Annotated in this window: 20 protein-coding genes; 8 read left to right on the top strand and 12 right to left on the bottom strand. The window is 69.6% G+C overall.

From position 1 onward, the window contains the following. Position 1: 1 nt before the first annotated feature. The 6 genes from ACFVRO_RS01030 to ACFVRO_RS01005 all read right to left on the bottom strand — a co-directional run bounded on the left by ACFVRO_RS01030 (position 2) and on the right by ACFVRO_RS01005 (position 6,383). Positions 2-1,792 carry an IucA/IucC family protein gene (locus tag ACFVRO_RS01030; protein ID WP_386948299.1) on the bottom strand — a complete coding sequence of 597 codons (1,791 nt, stop codon included), beginning with the start codon at positions 1,790-1,792 and terminating at the stop codon, positions 2-4. Further along, entirely contained in the window at positions 1,789-2,370 is a 582-nt protein-coding gene (locus ACFVRO_RS01025) for a GNAT family N-acetyltransferase (protein WP_386948297.1), read from the bottom strand. Before ACFVRO_RS01025 ends, ACFVRO_RS01030 begins: the two co-directional genes overlap by 4 nt. Further along, positions 2,367-3,695, bottom strand: a complete 1,329-nt coding sequence (locus tag ACFVRO_RS01020) for a lysine N(6)-hydroxylase/L-ornithine N(5)-oxygenase family protein (RefSeq protein WP_386948295.1) — start codon at positions 3,693-3,695, stop codon at positions 2,367-2,369. Before ACFVRO_RS01020 ends, ACFVRO_RS01025 begins: the two co-directional genes overlap by 4 nt. Next, positions 3,692-5,164 (bottom strand): pyridoxal phosphate-dependent decarboxylase family protein, encoded by a 1,473-nt coding sequence (locus ACFVRO_RS01015; RefSeq protein WP_386948293.1) that lies wholly within the window; start codon positions 5,162-5,164, stop codon positions 3,692-3,694. The genes ACFVRO_RS01020 and ACFVRO_RS01015 overlap by 4 nt, the downstream gene beginning before the upstream one ends. A 101-nt stretch (positions 5,165-5,265) precedes the next feature. Further along, a complete protein-coding gene (locus ACFVRO_RS01010; protein WP_341940249.1) occupies positions 5,266-5,913 on the bottom strand; it encodes a LysE family translocator in 648 nt (215 codons plus the stop codon). A 77-nt stretch (positions 5,914-5,990) separates the two neighbouring features. After that, positions 5,991-6,383 carry a nuclear transport factor 2 family protein gene (locus tag ACFVRO_RS01005; protein WP_386948291.1) on the bottom strand — a complete coding sequence of 131 codons (393 nt, stop codon included), beginning with the start codon at positions 6,381-6,383 and terminating at the stop codon, positions 5,991-5,993. Positions 6,384-6,470: 87 nt separating this feature from the next. On the opposite strand from ACFVRO_RS01005, the gene ACFVRO_RS01000 reads away from it, so the two are divergent. Next, a complete protein-coding gene (locus ACFVRO_RS01000; protein WP_386948288.1) occupies positions 6,471-6,851 on the top strand; it encodes a winged helix-turn-helix transcriptional regulator in 381 nt (126 codons plus the stop codon). A 7-nt stretch (positions 6,852-6,858) separates the two neighbouring features. On the opposite strand, the gene ACFVRO_RS00995 is transcribed toward ACFVRO_RS01000, so the two are convergent. The 5 genes from ACFVRO_RS00995 to ACFVRO_RS00975 form a co-directional block, all read right to left on the bottom strand. Further along, positions 6,859-7,614 carry an SDR family oxidoreductase gene (locus ACFVRO_RS00995; protein WP_386948285.1) on the bottom strand — a complete coding sequence of 252 codons (756 nt, stop codon included), beginning with the start codon at positions 7,612-7,614 and terminating at the stop codon, positions 6,859-6,861. A gap of 102 nt (positions 7,615-7,716) precedes the next feature. Continuing rightward, positions 7,717-8,643, bottom strand: a complete 927-nt coding sequence (locus ACFVRO_RS00990) for a nucleotidyl transferase AbiEii/AbiGii toxin family protein (RefSeq protein WP_386948282.1) — start codon at positions 8,641-8,643, stop codon at positions 7,717-7,719. Then, complete coding sequence (locus tag ACFVRO_RS00985) at positions 8,640-9,671, bottom strand: type IV toxin-antitoxin system AbiEi family antitoxin domain-containing protein (RefSeq protein WP_386948279.1); 1,032 nt, start codon at positions 9,669-9,671, stop codon at positions 8,640-8,642. Before ACFVRO_RS00985 ends, ACFVRO_RS00990 begins: the two co-directional genes overlap by 4 nt. 61 nt (positions 9,672-9,732) lie before the next feature. Continuing rightward, positions 9,733-10,116: a hypothetical protein gene (locus ACFVRO_RS00980; RefSeq protein ID WP_386948276.1), complete on the bottom strand. Its 384-nt coding sequence runs from the start codon at positions 10,114-10,116 to the stop codon at positions 9,733-9,735. Next, complete coding sequence (locus ACFVRO_RS00975; protein ID WP_386948273.1) at positions 10,113-10,994, bottom strand: RNA polymerase sigma-70 factor; 882 nt, start codon at positions 10,992-10,994, stop codon at positions 10,113-10,115. The genes ACFVRO_RS00980 and ACFVRO_RS00975 overlap by 4 nt, the downstream gene beginning before the upstream one ends. Positions 10,995-11,120: 126 nt before the next feature. Between ACFVRO_RS00975 and ACFVRO_RS00970 the strand changes: the two genes are divergently transcribed. Together ACFVRO_RS00970 and sufU are read left to right on the top strand one after the other, a co-directional pair. Then, positions 11,121-12,413, top strand: a complete 1,293-nt coding sequence (locus ACFVRO_RS00970) for an aminotransferase class V-fold PLP-dependent enzyme (protein ID WP_386948270.1) — start codon at positions 11,121-11,123, stop codon at positions 12,411-12,413. Further along, the gene (gene sufU / locus ACFVRO_RS00965) at positions 12,410-12,844 is read left to right on the top strand and encodes a Fe-S cluster assembly sulfur transfer protein SufU (protein WP_341940244.1); all 435 of its coding nucleotides are present in this window, start codon (positions 12,410-12,412) and stop codon (positions 12,842-12,844) included. The genes ACFVRO_RS00970 and sufU overlap by 4 nt, the downstream gene beginning before the upstream one ends. A 67-nt stretch (positions 12,845-12,911) precedes the next feature. On the opposite strand, the gene ACFVRO_RS00960 is transcribed toward sufU, so the two are convergent. Continuing rightward, positions 12,912-13,262 carry a hypothetical protein gene (locus ACFVRO_RS00960; protein WP_386948267.1) on the bottom strand — a complete coding sequence of 117 codons (351 nt, stop codon included), beginning with the start codon at positions 13,260-13,262 and terminating at the stop codon, positions 12,912-12,914. 253 nt (positions 13,263-13,515) lie between these two features. Between ACFVRO_RS00960 and ACFVRO_RS00955 the strand changes: the two genes are divergently transcribed. The 5 genes from ACFVRO_RS00955 to ACFVRO_RS00935 all read left to right on the top strand — a co-directional run bounded on the left by ACFVRO_RS00955 (position 13,516) and on the right by ACFVRO_RS00935 (position 17,501). Then, positions 13,516-14,754 (top strand): low temperature requirement protein A, encoded by a 1,239-nt coding sequence (locus ACFVRO_RS00955; RefSeq protein WP_386948264.1) that lies wholly within the window; start codon positions 13,516-13,518, stop codon positions 14,752-14,754. A gap of 36 nt (positions 14,755-14,790) precedes the next feature. After that, positions 14,791-15,720: a GNAT family N-acetyltransferase gene (locus tag ACFVRO_RS00950; RefSeq protein ID WP_386948261.1), complete on the top strand. Its 930-nt coding sequence runs from the start codon at positions 14,791-14,793 to the stop codon at positions 15,718-15,720. Between the two features lie 38 nt (positions 15,721-15,758). Then, positions 15,759-16,400 (top strand): NADPH-dependent F420 reductase, encoded by a 642-nt coding sequence (locus ACFVRO_RS00945; protein ID WP_386948258.1) that lies wholly within the window; start codon positions 15,759-15,761, stop codon positions 16,398-16,400. Positions 16,401-16,531: 131 nt separating this feature from the next. Continuing rightward, positions 16,532-17,188 (top strand): GntR family transcriptional regulator, encoded by a 657-nt coding sequence (locus ACFVRO_RS00940; protein ID WP_386948255.1) that lies wholly within the window; start codon positions 16,532-16,534, stop codon positions 17,186-17,188. Positions 17,189-17,291: 103 nt separating this feature from the next. Continuing rightward, positions 17,292-17,501, top strand: a complete 210-nt coding sequence (locus ACFVRO_RS00935; RefSeq protein ID WP_181155899.1) for a heavy-metal-associated domain-containing protein — start codon at positions 17,292-17,294, stop codon at positions 17,499-17,501. Positions 17,502-17,505: the final 4 nt, after the last annotated feature.

The raw sequence follows: 17,505 nt of genomic DNA, 5'->3' as shown, positions 1-17,505 counted from the left end.
CTCAGCCTCCCACGGTCTCCCGTGCAGCGGGCTGCGGGATGCGCGCACGGCCGATGGGGTTCTCCAGCCGCCCCGCGTACATCAGCGACGAGGACTGGTCGGCGAGGTCCACCATCCGCAGGGTGTTGCGCAGCTGCAGCCGGTTCAGGCAGGAGTGCGCGAACGAGTCCGCACGCAGATCGACCAAGGAGTCCAGGTGCGGATGGTCGGCGGCGTGCTCGTCGACCGTCTCCGCGACGAGCCGCCAGAACTCGGTCTCCGGGAGCACCCCGTCGACGTGGAGGATCCCGGCCAGATGGCGCAGCACGCCGTCGAAGACATCGGTGAAGATCGCGAGCGCCTTCTCCTCGTCGTCGACGGGGGAGACGATCCTCCGCACGTCCTCCGGCAGCGTGCGCGCGGAGAGCAGCGCAACCTCCTCGCCGATGTCCTTCATGAACACCCCGGTCGGCACGTGTTCGTCGAGGATCAGGATGAGGTTCTCGCCGTGGGGCATGAAGGCGAGGTCGTGCGCGAGCAGGCAGTGCACGACCGGACGCAGGTAGGCGCGCAGCACGCTGCGGACCCACTCCGCCGCGGGGATGCCGGAGGCGCGGACGAGTGCGCTGACGACCGAGCGGCCCTCTCCGTCGCGGTGCAGGAGCGAAGCAAGGGTGGCCAGCCTCTGCGAACCGGAGACCAGGGGCACGGGGCTCTCCCGCCACAGGGCCGCGAGCATCTTCCGATGCGCCGACGGCTCCGCCGTGCGGTGGTAGACGTCGCCCGTGTATCCGATCGACGCGCGCTCGCGCAGCACCCGGAAGCCGGCGTCCCGCAGGGTGTCGTCGCCCGCTGCGAGCTCGGCGACCCAGTCGTTGATCGCCGGAGTGACGCGCATGTAGGCGGGGGAGAGGCCGCGGAGGAAGCCCATGTTCTGCACAGCGAGAGCGGTCTTCACGTAGTGACGGTGCGGGTGGGAGGTGTTGAACATCGTCCGCACGGACTGCTGGGCGCGGTACTCGTCGTCGCTCTCTCCGATGAGCACGAGATCGCGGCGGGCGAGGTCGGGGGCGAAGGTGATCGCGACGCGGTTCTCCCACTGCCACGGATGCACCGGCAGCAGGTGGAAGTCCGCCGGGTCCTCGCCGAGGTCGCGCAGGCGCGTTGCGAATCGGTCGCGCTCCGCGGCGCTCAGCTCGCCGGACAGCAGCTGCTCCTCGTCGATCCCGGCGCCGAGTGCGAGGTGGGAGGAGGAGCGGCGCGCGGCCGTCCACACGAGACGGAACGGGCGCCCTGCCTCCGGGGCGAACGCCGCATGGTCGGAGACACCGAAGCCGATGCGCCCGTTGTTGGCGACGAATCCGGGGTGGCCCTCGGTCATCGCCGCCTCGACGGTCTGGAAGTCGGCGTCGGCCAGAGCATCCGCCGTCGGCCCGCCCTGCGCGATCTTGAACATCGAGCCGGCCAGTGTGGAGGCGATCTCCTCGAGGTAGAGCGGCAGCAGCTCGTCGGAGAGGCCCAGCTGCGGCTGCAGCTCCAGGATCAGTTGCTGGGCGTCGAGATCCGTCGCCGTCCCGCGGACGAGACGGCGGATGCTGTCCTCATCCACGATCCAGTGCTCGAGCTCTGCGCGGACGGCGTCGAACAGGTACTCGGCGTCGCCCAGGGGAACCGTGAGGCGCCAGCCGCCGTGGCCGCGGCGCTCCGGGGAGATGAGCCGCTCGTGGGCGAACTCCGCGATGGCCTTCGCGACGAGGTGGCGCTGCGCGCGCTCGAGGGCGTCGGGGGTCAGATGGTCGGCGGGCGCGATCATGCGCGCTCCTCTCGGTCGAGGCGGGTGAGCGCGGATGCCGCGAAGGCCTCCCGCGTGCAGGTGGACAGCATCGCGGTCTTGAGGTGACCGCCCTCGTCGACGACGACCTCGCCGAGCTCCTGGAAGCCGGCCCGCACGTTCTTCGCGCGGATCCTCTCGTTGCGGACATCGGGCTCGACCACCACCCGCGTCGCGCCGAGCCCGTCGAAGCACCACGTCATGACCGCGGCGAACACGGCGTCGGTCAGACCGTGCCGTGTGACGGCTCCAGGCGGCGAGATGAGGACGTGCATGCCGAGGTCTCCCGGCGCCGCCTCGTGCACCTCGGTCAGCAGCACGCGGGCGGGGTCGTAGGTCTCGGCGTAGAAGGCAGGGGCGCCGTCGATCAGCCCCAGCCAGGCCCGCTGTCCCGGCGCGGTCGTGACGGAGGCGAGGTACTCCTCGACCTGCGCGGCATCCAGAGCGGTCATCCCCCAGAACGCGGAGTGCGGATCAGACAGCCAGCTCTGCAGCACGACGGCGTCGCGCCGCGGGTCGGCGGGGATCAGGGCGATGTCGAGGTCCGTCGCGACGCTCATCGTGCGACCTCCCCCGCGTGGAGCGCCGGCGTGCGTCCGGCATCCGTGGGGATGCCGAAGTCCTGGAACGCGATGCGGCGCTCGATCGGGTAGACCTCGCGCCCCGTGATCGAGGCGAGGATCGACGAGTTGCGCCATGCCCCGAAGCCGAGGTCGGGCGCGGTGAGGCCGTGGGTGTGCTCCTCGCCGTTCTGCACGAAGACGCGCCCGCGGCCGCCGTCGACGCTGTAGTCGCGTGCGACATCGAGCCTGCCCAGTGCATCCCAGTCGAGGCGGTCGGCGATTCCGGAGAGGAACGGCGGCGTCTCGGCCGAGTATCCGGTCGCGAGCACCAGTGACGCGGTCTCCCGCTCGTGCTCCTCGCCGAGCTGTCCGTGCTGCAGCGTGAGGCGATGCCGGGTGCCGTCCCACGACGCCGCCGTCACCTCGGTGTCGGTGAGCAGCGTGGTCGGCACCGGCCCGTCGGCGCTGAGCCGGTAGAGGGTGTCGTAGATGTCGTCGATGAGGTCGGCGGAGATGCCCTTGTACAGGCTCCGCTGCTCGCGCCCCAGATGCTGACGCAGGGCGATGGGGAGCGAGTGGAAGTGGTCGGTGTACTCGGGAGAGGTCATCTCCAGCGTGAGCTTCGTGTACTCCATCGGGAAGAACCGCGGCGAACGGGTGATCCAGTCCAGCCGGTATCCGCCGTCGCGAGCACCCTCCAGGAGGTCGCGGTAGATCTCGGCCGCGGACTGGCCGCTGCCCACGACCGTGATCGAGTCGGTGGCCCTGAGCGCGTCGCGGTTCTCCAGGTACTCCGAGCTGTGCACGGCATGACCCGAGACGTCGCGCAGCGCCTGCGGCACCCGGGGCCTGGTGCCGACGCCGACGACGACGTGCCTGGCGCGCAGCGTGCGCTCCTCGCCCGTGTCGGTGCGCATCGCACGGACGACGTAGTCGTCGTCCGCCGCATCGTGCTCGACGGCGACGACCTCGTTGTTCCACTGCAGCTGTGGGAGCTGTGCGGCAGCCCAGCGGCAGTAGGCGTCGTACTCGGCGCGCAGTGCGTAGAAGCTCTCGCGGATGTAGAAGGGATACAGCCTGCCCGACTGCTTCAGCCAGTTGAGGAAGGAGAACGGCGAGGTCGGGTCGGCCATCGTCACGAGATCGGCGAGGAACGGCACCTGGATCGTCGCGCCCTCGATCATCATGCCGTGGTGCCACCGGAAGCCGTCGGCGCGGTCGAGGAACACGGCGTCCAGCCCGAGCGGATCCGCCAGGCACGCCAGGCCGAGATTGAAGGGGCCGATGCCGACGCCGACGATGTCGTGCACGTGCGCGCTCATGCCGATGCCTCCGCTCCGACGAGGGCGTCGTCGAGATCGGCGGACATCCCCGCGAGCGCCGCCGCGGCATCCTTCACCATGCCGAGGATCGCCCGCACGTCGTCGAGGGTGGTCTCGGGATTCAGCAGGGTGAGCTTCAGGCAGGGGCGGCCGTCGATCACGGTCTTCGCGACGAGCGCGCGGCCGGACTCGAACAGCACGCGGCGCACACCGGCGACGAGCGCGTCCTGCGCGGCCGGGCTGGCACCGTCCGGGCGGACGCGGAAGAGCACCGTGCTCAGCTGCGTGCGACCGACGAGCTCCAGGTCGGGGTCGGCCTCGACGAGATCCCCGACGGATGCCGCGAGGTCGATCACCTCGTCGAAGAGGGCGCCGACGCCATCGGCGCCCATCGCGCGGAGCGTCACCCACAGCTTCAGCGCGTCGAAGCGACGCGTCGTCTGCAGGGACTTGTCGACCTGGTTGGGCTCCTCGTTCTCGACGGGGTTCAGGTAGTCGGCGTGCCATGCGCCGGCGGCGAGATCGCGCGGCTCGCGGACGAGGATAGCGCTCGACGACACCGGCTGGAAGAAGCTCTTGTGGAAGTCCACGGTCACCGACCGCGCCCGCTCGATGCCGTCGAGCAGGTGCCGGCGACGCGGCGAGACGAGCAGGCCGCCTCCGTACGCGGCATCCACGTGCATCCACACGCCGTGGGTCTCGCAGACGTCGGCGAGGAGCGCGAGCGGGTCGATGACGCCGCGGTCGGTGGTCCCGGCCGTCGCGACGACCGCCATCGGCACGCGGCCGGCGGCGCTCGCCGCGGTGAGGGCAGCGTCGAGGGCCGAGGGCAGCATCCGTCCCTCACCGTCGTCGGCGACCTCGATCACCGCGTCCTCCGCGAGTCCGAGCAGCAGTGCGGACTTGCCGACGCTGAAGTGACTGGATGCCGTGGCGAGGACGACCAGTCGCGGGATCGCCTCGGAGCGGGGGGAGGAGAGCACGGCCAGCGCGGCCTCCCGCGCGAGGAAGAGGGCGTGCAGGTTCGACTGGGTGCCGCCGGAGGTGAAGACCCCGTCGCCCGCGGAGAACCCGGCCCAGCCGGTCGCGAGCTCGATGAGGCGCCGTTCCATCAGCGTGCCGACGGCGGACTGGTCGTAGGTGTCGACCGAGGTGTTCACGGCCGCGAGGACCGACTCCGCCGCGACGGCGGGGAGCGCGACGGGGCAGTTCAGGTGGGCCGCGTACATCGGGTGGTGGAACCACACCGCGTGGGCGAGGAACAGCTCGTCGATCTCCCGGATCGCGGAGGGGGTGCCGATGCCCGATCCGGCGAGGTCGACGGCATCCACGAGCTGTTGCAGTTCGACGCGGGATGCACCGGACGCGGGCTGCGCGGTGTCGGCGAATCTGTCGGCGACCCGCGAGGTGGTGCGGGCGATCAGCGAGCGGTAGACATCGGCGGTGGATGAGGTGAGCAGCTCAGGCACGAATCGACTCCTTAGTTAGGATTGCCTATCCTACATAAGGAAGTTTATGGACGCAGTCATAAATCGTCGCACGCCGACCGCGACGACGAGGACGCGAGCGCTCAGGCGGTCGCGGGCTTCTCGCTCCACACCAGGAGGAAGGCCCCGAGGGCGATCATGAGGCCGCCTCCCGTGGCGCCCATCGCCTCGAGTCGGCGCGGAGAGCGGCCGAACCAGTCGCGGGCCGCGCTCGCGAGCAGCACCCAGATCGCATCGCAGGAGACCCCGATCGCGACGGTGATCGCACCGAGCACGAAGAGCTGGAGAGGCACCGAGCCCGTGTGCAGATCGACGAACTGCGGAAGGATCGCGAGGAAGAACGCGATCGACTTGGGGTTGCTCACGCCGACCACGAAGCCCTCGACGAGCACGCGGATCCCCGACCTCCGCGGCTGCACACCGGTGATGGCGCCCGCCGCATCCTTCCGATGCCTGATCGCCTGGATGCCGAGGAACACGAGGTAGCCGGCGCCGAGCACCTTGACGATCGTGAACAGCACGACCGACTGGGCGATGATCGTCCCGACTCCGAGAGCGACGGCGCCGACCAGGAGCAGCGACCCGAGCGCGGTGCCCAGGATGCTGAGGAAGCCGCCGAGTCGGCCGAGCGCCATCGCGCGTCCGATCGTGAACAGCACCGTGGGCCCCGGGATCACGACCATGATGAACGCCGCGATGATGAAGCTCGTGAGGGTCTCGGCGCTGAACATGAGGAGAGCCTAGAGCCTCTCGCGTCGTTCCGTGGCGGGGGAGAGTCCGGGCGGCCCGATCGGCCGCCCGGACTCGGTCAGGCTGCGTCCCAGAAGCGGTCCTCCGCCGCCTGGTCCTCACTGATCAACCACACCTCGACGATCCGGTCGCCCGCGACGCGGAACACGTCGACGCCGTGCTGATCGAGGTCGTCCTGCCCGTCGCGTCGCGCGCGGAACCGCACGGTCATGGAGACGAGGTCGCCGCTCTCCGTCACCGATTCCGGCTCCAGGGCGAACGTCCCGCCGCTGAGCTGCATGAACCGGCCCAGGTGGGCGACGATGGCCGCGGGACCGACGTGATCTCCCGACAGCCGGTTCGACCCCGGCTGATGCCACACGGCATCCGCCCCGAAGGTCGCCGCGAGCGCCTCCATGTCTCCGGCGGACATGGCCGCTCCGTACTGTCCGACGACGTCGATTGCCGACATGATGAACCTCCCTGTGGCCCGTTACTCTGGGCATCCAGCTTCTCCAGCGAGGGCTGGTCACCTCAACGTCACCGAACGGAGCGGCGGATGCCCACCGACTGGACCGTCTTCTCGGCCCGATGCCCCTCTCGCACCTCGCTCGCGCGCATCGCCAACAAGTGGACGGCCATGATCGTCGTGCTCCTGCACGAGCAGCCGCTGCGGTTCGGCGAGCTTCATCGACGGGTCGAGGGCATCGCGAAGAAGGTGCTCGTCGACACGCTCCGGGCACTGGAGCGCGACGGGATGATCGAGCGGACGACCGACGACGACGGCCACGTCCGCTACGCGCTCACCCGGCTGGGCGCGACCCTCCACGAGCCGCTGCAGGCGCTGCAGGTGTGGGCGGAGTCGCACGTCGACGACGTTCTCGCGGCGCAGGACCGCTACGACGAAGCGGTCGACGAGCGGGTGCTCGGCGACCGCTGAGCCGCGATCAGCGCGGCGGGTTCTCCGGCAGCCACTCCGCGAGCGTCGTCGGGAAGATCTGCGCGCCTTCGACGGGGAGCAGAGTGCGCTCCTCGATGTGCGCCCCGAAGTACTGCGCATCCGGATCCTGCACGACGACGCGGTCGTCTCCGCGGAACGCGAGCCCTCGACGGATGAACTCGTCCATCGGGAAGACCTCGGGACCCGCGATCTCGATGCCGCCGTTCAACGGGGCTCCGACGGCGGTGCGGGCGACGGCCGTCGCGACGTCGTCCGCCGCGATGGGCTGGATCAGCGCGCCGGGCAGCCGCACCTCGGCACCCGCCGCGACGGTGGCCGCGATGCTGCCGATGAACTCGAAGAACTGCGTCGCGTGCACGAACGAGTACGGGACCCCCGATTCGGCGATGAGGGCCTCCTGCGCCGCCTTCGCGTGGAAGTAGTCGATGTCCTGCGGACGGTCGGTGCCGACGATGGTCAGGGCGACGTGGTGGCCGACCTCCGCGGTCTTCTCCGCGGCGAGGAGGTTCGCCGTCGAGGTCGTGAAGAACTCCCGCACCGCATCCTTCTCGAACGACGGGGAGTTCGTGACGTCGACGACCACATCGGCGCCGTCCAGCGCCTCGGCGAGCCCCTCGCCGGTGATCGAGTCGACGCCGGTGCCCGGCGAGGCGGCGACCGCCTCGTGGCCGTGCGCGGTGAGCTTCGAGACGACCTTGGACCCGATGAGTCCTGTGCCGCCGATGACGACGATCTTTGCCATGTCCAGCCTTTCTCTGCGGCGCACCGGGTGGTGCGCTCCCCAGCTGTGACCGGATGCCGCCCGCGGGTGTGACAGGTTCGGGACTCTGCCGGGCTTTCGTGGCTACCGGATCGGTGCAGACCCCGTCCAGGCGCTGGCGTCGGGCGACCACGTGCGGTTGAGCGCGCTCCGATCGCACGCAGGGGCCAGGAGGGAAGTCGTCAGTTCGACGGCGCCGCTGAACGTGAGAACGTCGCCGCACGCGGGGACCCGGCGAGCCTCTGCCGGGTAGAGGCGTTCCCACTCGGCGGGTGGGGAGAAGACCGGCTGTCCGGGGAGGCCGCGGTGCGCCCATTCCGCGGCGATGGCCTCGATGAGCGCGGCGCCGTCGATGTGCTGGGTTCGAGCGAACACCACGAGGTCGACGAGGTCGCGCACTCGGCTGGAGGGGCGGTCGCCGGCCACGCCATACATGCTCTGGGTGGCGCAGAGCTTGTCGGCGATGTGATCGACCACGGGGTACAGCCGCACGTGAGCCGGCGGAATGGCGGGAACGAGTCCAGGCCCGGTCCGGATGTCGGGTTCTGCGGTCATCAGTGAGCCTGTGACCAGGTCGACGCTGAAATGCTCACGGCGTCGGACGCCGCAGTACGCGTCGATGGAGATCTTGGATCCGTCCACCGCGGGCTGCGCGGTGCCAGCCCCAGCCGCGCGGGTTCCGGTGACCACAAACCGGAAGTGGTCATGCAGATCGATCTCGACGGCTTTGCGCAGGTTCGCAACTGCAGCGTCGAGGTCGGATAGCTCGGCGAGCAGATCGACGTCCTTCGTCGCACGCGCGTCATGCACGCGCGCCAGTACGGCATTGCCGCCCTTGAGGACCCACTCCTGGCCGGGGAGGGCGAACACTCGCGCGAGAAAGCGGTCGACAACGAATCGCCTGAGTATCGCTCCCGGTGCAGCACCTGATACCTGGGCTTCTGCTCGTGCGCGCGCAGTGACGGACCCCCAGAGCGCGTTGCCGTCCCGATAGGGGAGGTCGGCCGTCACGGGGATGGCTCCCCATCGCCGATGGTCGTCTGCTGTGCTGACGGAGGGTGCGAGTCGGTCGGCACGTAACGGATGACTTCGGGGAGCCATGCGGGCACGCTCTCGCTGAGCGCAGTGCGGAATGCGTCGGTGTCGACGGGGATCGGGAGCTTCGTGGCCGCGATGATCGCGGCTACGTCGACCTTCGGGAGCACGCCGTCAGGAAGCCGAGGGAACACGGCGTCTCTCGTGAACTCCGCGAGTGCCGCAGGGTTCAGGGAATCGAGGATGTTCTTCGGGACGTCGAGAGTTGAGACGGCCTCGATGATGCTCCGGATCGCACTGAGCTGACCGGCGGTGACGAGAGCCTTCCCGAGGTCGCTCGCAGCGAGCTCTTTCGCCAGTGCCGCCCCGCTCAGCCCCACCAGGTCGAGAAGGTGCTCCAGCAGCGCGGTACCCGTCGGCTGTTGGTTCCTGGAGGCGAGCGGCTCGAGCGCGATCGCCATGTCCTGCCGTGACGCGAGCCCCTGCCGGAGCACGTCGCCGGCGATCTCCGCGACGTGGGAGGGGTCGCGCCCGTCCGCGAGAAGATCCGCGACGGTGCGTGCCGGCGTCGTCGCGGGGAGTCCCTCCACGAACGTCACCTCACCGGCATCGAGAGTGCCGCGATGCAGGCGGATTCCTCGGCGGCTCTGCTTCCTGCCGGGGGTCGTGATCTCGGGTTCGTCGTCCAGCAGATCCCCGATCCCGTGGAGGGCCGCCGCTGAGGTGTGCGAGATCACCCCCGATCCGAGAGGGTCGGCAAGCCGCTTCTCCGCCAGCTCCGAAGGATCCAGAGAGAGCCAGGCCGTGCGCAGGGCAGTGCGTTCGTCTACCGCTGATGGCACCGCGTAGATTCCCCGGTCGACGCGCACGATCACGCCCGCCTCGGTGAGACGGGCGAGCTGAAGTCGTGTGATGCCCTCGGCCTCGGCCTGGGCGGTGGTGAGCATCCCCCACTGGCGAGCTGCCAGTTCTGACACTCGCGCTGCAACGCTCACCGTCTTCATGGCTGCGATTGTATCCCTTAAGTGATACTTGTGAAGTAGTTGATGGAAGTCTCGAAGTCTGTCAGCGGTTCCAATGGCGCAGTTTGTCCGGATTGCGCACTGACCACGCAGCCGTGATGAGGCGTCGATGAACCGACACGCTCAGCGTCGCCACGACCTGCCCGCGCTGGAGGATCGTGAGACCTGGCGCACCGTTCATACTCACGATCGCAACCTCCGAGGGGGCGGAGGCGAGCGCGATCGCGACCGCGTCGCGACCGCGAAGCTCTCCGCTCTCCACTGCCGCCCCGCCGTCGATCACCAGGCGAGAGACAGGAGCGAGCAGCATCCGCATCGCCGTCGCGTCGCCGTCACCGATAGCCGCCGCCAAGTTCTGCATCAGCGCGGCATCCGGTGCGTCCCGGCTGCGACGCCGCCACCACGCCGGAGTTCGCCGTGAGGTCATGCCCTGCTCGGCTCCGCGTTGCGGAGCTTGTCGGGGGCCATGACCCAGAGCAGCTGCTCGATGCCATCGGGGCCCGCCGTGATCGTCACGAGGGTGGTGACATCGCCGTCGACGGCGAGGGTGGCGGCCGGCTGGCCGTTCACCTCGACCCAGCCCACCCGCTTGCCGGTCCAGAAGTGCCCGGAGAACGCGGCGATGAACGCCGCCACCCTGCTGCGTCCCGACACGGGGATGCGTGCGGCGAGCTTCGCTCCGTTGCCGTCGGTGCGGCTCACGACGTCTTCCGCGAGAAGGCTCTCCAGCGCGTCCACGTCGCCGCGCTGGGCGGCCGTGACGAAGGCCTCCAGCAGACGGCGCTGCTCGTGCGCGCTCGCCGTCGTCCTCCGGGCGGAGGAGAGGTGGGTGCGCGCCCTGCTCACCAGCTGACGCGCGTTGACGGCGGACGTCGCGATGATCTCCGCGATGCGCGGATACGGGTAGTCGAACGCCTCCCGCAGCACATAGGCCGCCCGCTCGGTCGGGCTGAGCTTCTCGAGCAGGATCAGCACGGCGTACTGCAACGCCTCGCCCGTCTCGGCCCCGAGAGTCGGGTCGTCGTCCGTGTTCACCGGCTCGGGCAGCCACGGTCCGATGTACGTCTCCCGACGCGCGTGCGCCGACTGCAGGGCGTTGATCGAGAGCCTGGTGATGATCGTCGCGAGGAACGCCCCCGGCTCCCGGATGCCGGAGCGATCGGCGCCCTGCCAGCGGATCCAGGTCTCCTGCACCATGTCCTCTGCATCGGCCACCGTCCCCAGCATCCGATACGCGATGCCGAACAGTCGCCGTCGCTGAGCGTCGAACACGGTGACGGCCTCGTCCAGATCGCCCTCCGCCATCGCCCCTCGTTTCGTCGATCCAGGGTACGCCCGCCGGTCGGGCGCACTCCTCGTCAGCTCTGACCGGATGCTCCCGGCATGCGTGACACGACCCTCGCACACAGCGCCAGGTGAGAAGCTAGAAGGATGACCGGATCGATCGCCCCGCTGACCGAGGCCGAGGTGCAGCGACTGCGCGCCGACTTCCCGATTCTGCAGTCCGAGGTGAACGGGCACCCGCTCGCCTACCTCGACTCCGGAGCGACCTCGCAACGCCCGTTCGCGGTGCTCGACGCGGAGCGCGAGTTCGCGTCGACCATGAACTCCGCCGTGCACCGCGGCGCGCACACCCTCGCGGCCGAGGCGACGGAGCTGTTCGAAGACGCCCGCGCGACGGTGGCCCGGTTCGTCGGCGCCTCCGACGACGAGATCGTGTGGACGTCCAACGCCACCGAGGCGATCAACCTCGTCGCGTACTCGATCTCGAACGCCTCGCTCGGGCGAGGGGGAGCGGCCGCGGAGCGCGTGCGCCTGCGGGCGGGCGATGAGATCGTCACGACCGAGATGGAGCACCACGCCAACCTCATCCCGTGGCAGGAGCTCGCCGCGCGCACGGGAGCGACGCTCAAGGTCGTCCCGCTCGACGACGACGGCGCGCTGCGGCTCGATGTCGCCGCCGAGCTCATCACCGAGCGCACGAGGATCGTCGCCTTCACGCACGTCTCGAACGTGCTCGGCGTGATCAACCCCGTGGACCGGCTCGTCGGGCTCGCCAGGGCCGTCGGCGCGCTCGTGCTCCTCGACGCCTGCCAGTCGGCGCCCCACCTGCCGCTCGACGTGAAGGCGCTCGACGTCGACTTCGCCGTGCTCTCCGGGCACAAGATGCTCGGACCGACCGGCATCGGCGCGCTGTACGGACGTCGGGAGCTGCTGGAGGCCATGCCCCCGTTCCTCACCGGCGGCTCCATGATCACGACGGTCACGACGACCGAGGCCGAGTACCTGCCGCCGCCGCAGCGCTTCGAGGCCGGCACGCAGCGCGTCTCGCAGGCGATCGCGCTCGCCGCGGCCGTCGACTACCTCTCCGAGGTGGGTATGGATCGCATCGCCGCGCACGAGGCCGCCTTCGGCGCGCGTCTCGTCGAGGGGCTGAGCGCGATCGAGGGCGTGCGCGTCCTCGGCGCCGGGATCGACCTGCCGCGCGTGGGCCTCGCGAGCTTCGACGTGGCCGGCATCCACTCGCACGATGTCGGGCAGTACCTCGACGACCTCGGCATCGCGGTGCGCGTGGGCCACCACTGCGCACAGCCGCTGCACCGCCGCCTCGGCATCACCTCGTCGACGAGGGCGAGCACCTATCTCTACACGACGGATGCCGAGATCGACGCCGTCATCGCGGGCGCGGCCGGCGCCATCGACTTCTTCCGGAGGGGCGCATGAGCGACCTGCAGAACCTGTACCAGGAGCTCATCCTCGACCATTCGCGCACCCCGCACGGCTTCGGGCTGCGCGGCGAGATCGCGGCGCAGTCGCACCAGCTCAACCCCACCTGCGGCGACGAGATCACCCTGCAGGTGCATCGGGCCGCCGACGGCTCGGTCGAGGCGATCGCCTGGGAGGGGCACGGCTGCGCGATCTCGCAGGCATCCGCGTCCCTGCTGTCCGAGCTCGCCGAGGGGCTCACGGTCGACGACCTGGAGATGCGCATCGCCTCCTTCCGCGAGGCGATGCGCTCCCGCGGAAAGATCCTCCCCGACGAGGAGCTGCTCGGCGACGCCGCGGCGCTCGGCGGCGTCTCGAAGTACGTCGCCAGGGTCAAGTGCGCGATGCTGGCCTGGGTCGCCGCGGAGGATGCGCTCGCCAAGAGCTGAGGAGCCGGATATGAGACGGGAGCCCCTTCCCGGGCATCGCATCGACGTCGCAGAGGGTGCGCGTTCGTCAGCGTGAGGAGCTGAGGTCGTACTCCGTGGTCTCGGTGTTCCATGCCACTGGTTCGTCGTCGAGCTGCACTGACCAGTCGGCGTCCGGGACGGCGCGCCTGGCGGCGGAAAGCCCTCGGAGCAATTTCTTGACCGCACGCGGCGCGGTGAAGAGGTTGGACGGGAGCTTGCTCGAGCCGGAAAGCTCCCAGTCGTCGGTGCTCACGACGGTCTCGGGTTCTTCGTAGAACGCCAGCGGCTCGGTGCCGTTCGGCAGTGTCGCACCGTCGAATGCGGTGTTGAGAGCATGCGCTTCGTCGGGTGTGAGTGGGCGTTCGCGGGTAAGCGAGTAGTAGACGGAAACGCCCATGTGTGTTCAATCCTCTTCTTCGTGGTCTGCGAAGACTGATGCTGGTCAGTCTGTGACCGATGGTAGTCAGGTAGTGGGTGGACGAGGGGGTGGCGATGCAGGCCAGTTCGCCTTCCCGCGCCCTGCAGCGGACTGGACACGCGTCTCCGTGTGACCCGGCTTCCGGAGTCGCAGTATCGTGTTCCCACACACTGGGGCATCTGGGGGTTTCATCTTGTCCACACCGAGCTACTACCGACACGGCCTGAGGCGCATGACGGGGCGCGACTCCACCGAGTCGCATCGCGCGGCGACGCCGCTGGAGCTGCTGTTCGACCTCACCTTCGTCGCGGCCTTCGGCGTCGCGGGCAACGCGCTCGCATCGTCCATCGCCCACGGCGACATCCTCGCCGGCATCGGCGCGTTCGCCTTCGCGATGGTCGCGATCGTCTGGGCCTGGATCAACTACTCCTGGTTCGCGTCGGCGTTCGACACGGACGACTGGCTGTTCCGCGTGCTGACGATGGTGCAGATGGCGGGAGTGATCGTGCTCGCGATCGGCCTGCCGACGATGTTCGCGTCGATCGAGCGCGGGCAGCCCGTGCAGAACGAGGTCATGGTCGCCGGCTACGTGGTGATGCGCGTCGCCGTGATCGCGCAGTGGCTCAGAGCGGCGCACGGCAACCCGAAGTACCGCGCGGTCGCGAAGACCTACGCCGTGTCGATCGGCATCGCGCAGATCGGATGGGTGCTGCTGATCTTCCTCCCGCTCGATCCGCTCGGCTTCCTCCTCGCCGCGATCGTGGTGCTCGCGATCGACTGGTCGAGCCCGATCCTCGCGGAGGCGAAGGGCGCCCACTACGGAGGCGGGGCGACGCCGTGGCATCCGCACCACATCGCCGAGCGCTACGCCCTGCTCACGATCATCGCTCTCGGGGAGACGGTCTTCGGAACCCTCGCCGCGGCGCAGTCGATCACGGCGGCCGAGGGCTGGACGGTGTCGTCGATCATGGTCGTCGGCCTCGGCGTCCTGATGGCGTTCGCGCTGTGGTGGGTCTACTTCCTCGTGCCGAGCGCGCCCATCCTCGCGGTCCGGCGGTCGAAGGCGCTCGTGTGGGGGTACGGCCACATCCTGCTGTTCGCGGCGATCGCCGCGGTCGGCGCGGGGCTGCACGTGATCGGCTACGTCTACGACGAGCACTACCACGTGAGCACCCTCGTCGCGATCTCCTCGATCGCGGTGCCCGTGCTGATCTTCATGGTCACGCTCTACCTGCTGCACGCCTGGCTGGTCTCCGCGCTGCCGAAGAACACCCCGCTGCAGTCGACGGTGATCGCGCTCCCCGTCCTCGCCGTGGTCCTCGCGGCGATCGGCTGGCCGCTGTGGGCGTGCCTGCTGGTCGTCGTGATCTCGCCGGTCGCGATCGTGCTCTCCTTCGAACTGGGCGCCTGGCGCACGCTCGACGCGCAGCTCGCCGCGGTGGTGGAGGAGGGGGCTCGCGCGTCGAGCTGACGTCCGTTCGACGGCATGACGCGACATGATGGAGTCATGTCGATCCAGCTCGCTCCTCTGCCCGCCGACCGGTTCGACGAGTGGAGGGCTGCTGCCGAGGCGCGGCTCGTGGAGCGCTCCCGGCGTTCGGGCTACCGGGTCGGAGCGGATGCCGTCGAGTACGCCGCGCGCGTGTTCGCGGAGGTGCTCCCCGAAGGCGTCGACTCGCCGGCCGCCCGCGTCCTCGTCATCACCGAGGGCGGTCGCGAGCTCGGCACGCTGTGGCTGGCGCTGGCGGGGGAGAAGCTCTTCGTCATCGAGCTCGCGGTCGAGGGCGGGTTCCCCGCCGACGAGCTGTTCGCGGAGATCGAGGTCATCGCCCGACAGCAGGGCGCCACACGGCTCAGCACCGGGCTCTTCCCTGAGGACGAGGCCGGCCACGCACTCATCGCCGGGAGGGGATTCGCCCTCGCCTCGATCCAGATGGTCCTCGAACCCCTGCCAGAGCGCGCAGCCGAAGACGACGTCGTAGTGTCACCCATGACGGCCGAGCGCTTCCCCGGATACGCGGAGGCCTCGGAGGCGGCGTTCGCCGGCGACCTCGTCGACTCCGGGCGGTACACCCCCGAGGAAGCGGTCGCCGAGTCCCACCGTCAGATGCAGCTCGAGCTCCCCGACGGGCTCGACTCGGCGGGCCAGTCGTTCTTCACGGCATCCGTCGACGGGGTAGAGGTCGGGGTCCTGTGGATCGGCGCGCGCCTGCGTGATGACCGCCCGCACGCCTTCGTGCTCGACATCGAGGTGGCGGCCGACCAGCGGCGCAGGGGATACGGGCGGGCGCTCATGCTCGCCGTCGAGCGGGAGGCTCGGGCGTTCGGGGCCGACTCGGTCGGACTGCACGTCTTCGGCTTCAACACCGGCGCGATCGAGCTCTACGAGCGGCTGGGGTACCGACGCGTCGAGGAGTCGTATTTCCTTGATCTCTGAGACGGGAATACGTGGAGGGGCGCGAGGTTTCCCCCTGCATGACAACTCTCGGAATCATCGGTGCAGGACACATCGGCAGTCAGATCGCGCGCGTCGCGGTGGCGCACGGGTACGACGTCGTGATCGCCAATTCGCGCGGACCTGAGACGCTGGCCGACCTCGTCGCGGAGCTCGGTCCGCGTGCGAAGGCCGGAACGGCGGTCGAAGCGGGCGAGGCGGGTGACGCGGTCGTCGTGACGGTGCCGCTGCGCGCCATCGACCAGATCCCCGTCGAACCGCTCGCCGGCAAGGTCGTGCTCGACACCAACAACTACTACTTCGAGCGCGACGGGCGCATCGAGGCGCTCGACAAGGGTGAGACGACGACATCCGAGATCGTCCAGCGGCACCTGCCGACGTCGAAGGTCGTGAAGGCCTTCAACCACATCTTCGCGGCGGACATCACGTCCGACGGCGCTCCGGCGGGCTCGGACGACCGTCGTGCGCTCGCCGTGGCCGGAGACGACGCGGAGGCGGTCGCCTTCGTCACGCGCTTCTACGACGAGATCGGATTCGACGCGGTGAACGTCGGCCCGCTCAGCGAGTCCTGGCGGGTCGAGCGCGACCGTCCGGCGTATGTCGTCCGGCAGAACGCCGATGAGCTGCGGGCGAACCTGGCGATCGCGAACCGCCTGCCCTGAGCGGGCGGCGGCAAGAAGGGGAGCGGATGCTGCGGCATCCGCTCCCCTTCTTCGTATCCGGGCGGAAGATCCATGCGTGCCGTTGGAATACCAGATTGCCGTCGGCTTCCGCATGGTGAGAGAATTCGAGCATGACGGAGGCGGGGGCCGGCGAACTCGAGTCGGTGCGAGTGGCGAGCGTGCTGCGCGACGACATCATCCTGGGGCGGCGGGTGCCGGGATCACGGCTCGTGGAACGCGACATCGCCGCCGAGCTCGACGTCTCGCGGCTGCCCGTCCGCGAGGCGATCCGCGCTCTGGTCGCCGAGGGGATCGTCGTCTCGAGGCCGCGCACGTGGGCCGTGGTGCGCGAGTTCACGCACCAGGACATCCAGGAGTTCGGCGAGGTCCGCGAGGCCATCGAGACCCTGATCTTCGTCTTCGCGGCCCAGCGCCACGATGACGAGGGGCTCTCCCGGCTGCGCGCCGCCTACGCGACCGAGCTCCTCGCGGCGCAGACGGGCGATGCCGAGGCCGCCCGCATCGCGGCAGCGCACTTCCACGGCGTCGCCGCCGACCTCGCAGGCAACTCGATGCTCGCCGAGCTCATCGGGGTCTTCGTCACGCGGCTGAGGTGGTTGTTCGGTCAGCACGACGACCTGCTGGCCATGGCCGAAGAGCACCGGGTCCTCCTCGACGCGGTGGCTGCGCGTGACGTCGAGGCGCTCCGGCGACTCGTTCCGGAGCATCTGGTGTCCGGCCAGGCGGCCGCAGAGGCGCGTCTCGGGAACGTCGTCTACGCGATCTGAACTTTGCGGAAATAGCCGGTTCGGGCGTATCGTTGTCGAAAGGTAGATACCCCTAGGGGGTATAGGTTCCGACCTTCGGGACACTGCCGAGAGGAAGCACATCATGAACACCACCACCTACGCCGTCACCGGGATGACCTGCGGGCACTGCGAGGGCTCGGTGCGGAGCGAGGTCGCCAAGCTCGACGGAGTGACGGGCATCGAGGTCAGCGCCGCATCGGGCACGCTCGTCGTGACCTCCGATTCCGCGCTCGATGACGCGGCCGTCCTGGCCGCGGTCGACGAGGCCGGCTACCGCGCCGCGCGCGCCTGAGGGG

The organism is Microbacterium sp. NPDC057944 (genome assembly GCF_042887445.1).
Classification (GTDB): domain Bacteria; phylum Actinomycetota; class Actinomycetes; order Actinomycetales; family Microbacteriaceae; genus Microbacterium; species Microbacterium natoriense.
This window is presented reverse-complemented; position numbering and strand designations above follow the sequence as displayed.

What these genes read in the sequence shown, in the direction of transcription:
- ACFVRO_RS01025 (WP_386948297.1), bottom strand. Translation starts at nt 2,370, where the DNA reads ATGAGCGTCGCGACGGACCTCGACATCGCCCTGATCCCCGCCGACCCG.
- sufU (WP_341940244.1), top strand. Translation starts at nt 12,410, where the DNA reads ATGAGCGACCTGCAGAACCTGTACCAGGAGCTCATCCTCGACCATTCG.
- ACFVRO_RS01030 (WP_386948299.1), bottom strand. Translation starts at nt 1,792, where the DNA reads ATGATCGCGCCCGCCGACCATCTGACCCCCGACGCCCTCGAGCGCGCG.
- ACFVRO_RS01005 (WP_386948291.1), bottom strand. Translation starts at nt 6,383, where the DNA reads ATGTCGGCAATCGACGTCGTCGGACAGTACGGAGCGGCCATGTCCGCC.
- ACFVRO_RS00960 (WP_386948267.1), bottom strand. Translation starts at nt 13,262, where the DNA reads ATGGGCGTTTCCGTCTACTACTCGCTTACCCGCGAACGCCCACTCACA.
- ACFVRO_RS00955 (WP_386948264.1), top strand. Translation starts at nt 13,516, where the DNA reads ATGACGGGGCGCGACTCCACCGAGTCGCATCGCGCGGCGACGCCGCTG.
- ACFVRO_RS00945 (WP_386948258.1), top strand. Translation starts at nt 15,759, where the DNA reads ATGACAACTCTCGGAATCATCGGTGCAGGACACATCGGCAGTCAGATC.
- ACFVRO_RS00995 (WP_386948285.1), bottom strand. Translation starts at nt 7,614, where the DNA reads ATGGCAAAGATCGTCGTCATCGGCGGCACAGGACTCATCGGGTCCAAG.
- ACFVRO_RS00980 (WP_386948276.1), bottom strand. Translation starts at nt 10,116, where the DNA reads ATGACCTCACGGCGAACTCCGGCGTGGTGGCGGCGTCGCAGCCGGGAC.
- ACFVRO_RS00985 (WP_386948279.1), bottom strand. Translation starts at nt 9,671, where the DNA reads ATGAAGACGGTGAGCGTTGCAGCGCGAGTGTCAGAACTGGCAGCTCGC.
- ACFVRO_RS00940 (WP_386948255.1), top strand. Translation starts at nt 16,532, where the DNA reads ATGACGGAGGCGGGGGCCGGCGAACTCGAGTCGGTGCGAGTGGCGAGC.
- ACFVRO_RS01020 (WP_386948295.1), bottom strand. Translation starts at nt 3,695, where the DNA reads ATGAGCGCGCACGTGCACGACATCGTCGGCGTCGGCATCGGCCCCTTC.
- ACFVRO_RS00975 (WP_386948273.1), bottom strand. Translation starts at nt 10,994, where the DNA reads ATGGCGGAGGGCGATCTGGACGAGGCCGTCACCGTGTTCGACGCTCAG.
- ACFVRO_RS00970 (WP_386948270.1), top strand. Translation starts at nt 11,121, where the DNA reads ATGACCGGATCGATCGCCCCGCTGACCGAGGCCGAGGTGCAGCGACTG.
- ACFVRO_RS00935 (WP_181155899.1), top strand. Translation starts at nt 17,292, where the DNA reads ATGAACACCACCACCTACGCCGTCACCGGGATGACCTGCGGGCACTGC.
- ACFVRO_RS01010 (WP_341940249.1), bottom strand. Translation starts at nt 5,913, where the DNA reads ATGTTCAGCGCCGAGACCCTCACGAGCTTCATCATCGCGGCGTTCATC.
- ACFVRO_RS00950 (WP_386948261.1), top strand. Translation starts at nt 14,791, where the DNA reads ATGTCGATCCAGCTCGCTCCTCTGCCCGCCGACCGGTTCGACGAGTGG.
- ACFVRO_RS01000 (WP_386948288.1), top strand. Translation starts at nt 6,471, where the DNA reads ATGCCCACCGACTGGACCGTCTTCTCGGCCCGATGCCCCTCTCGCACC.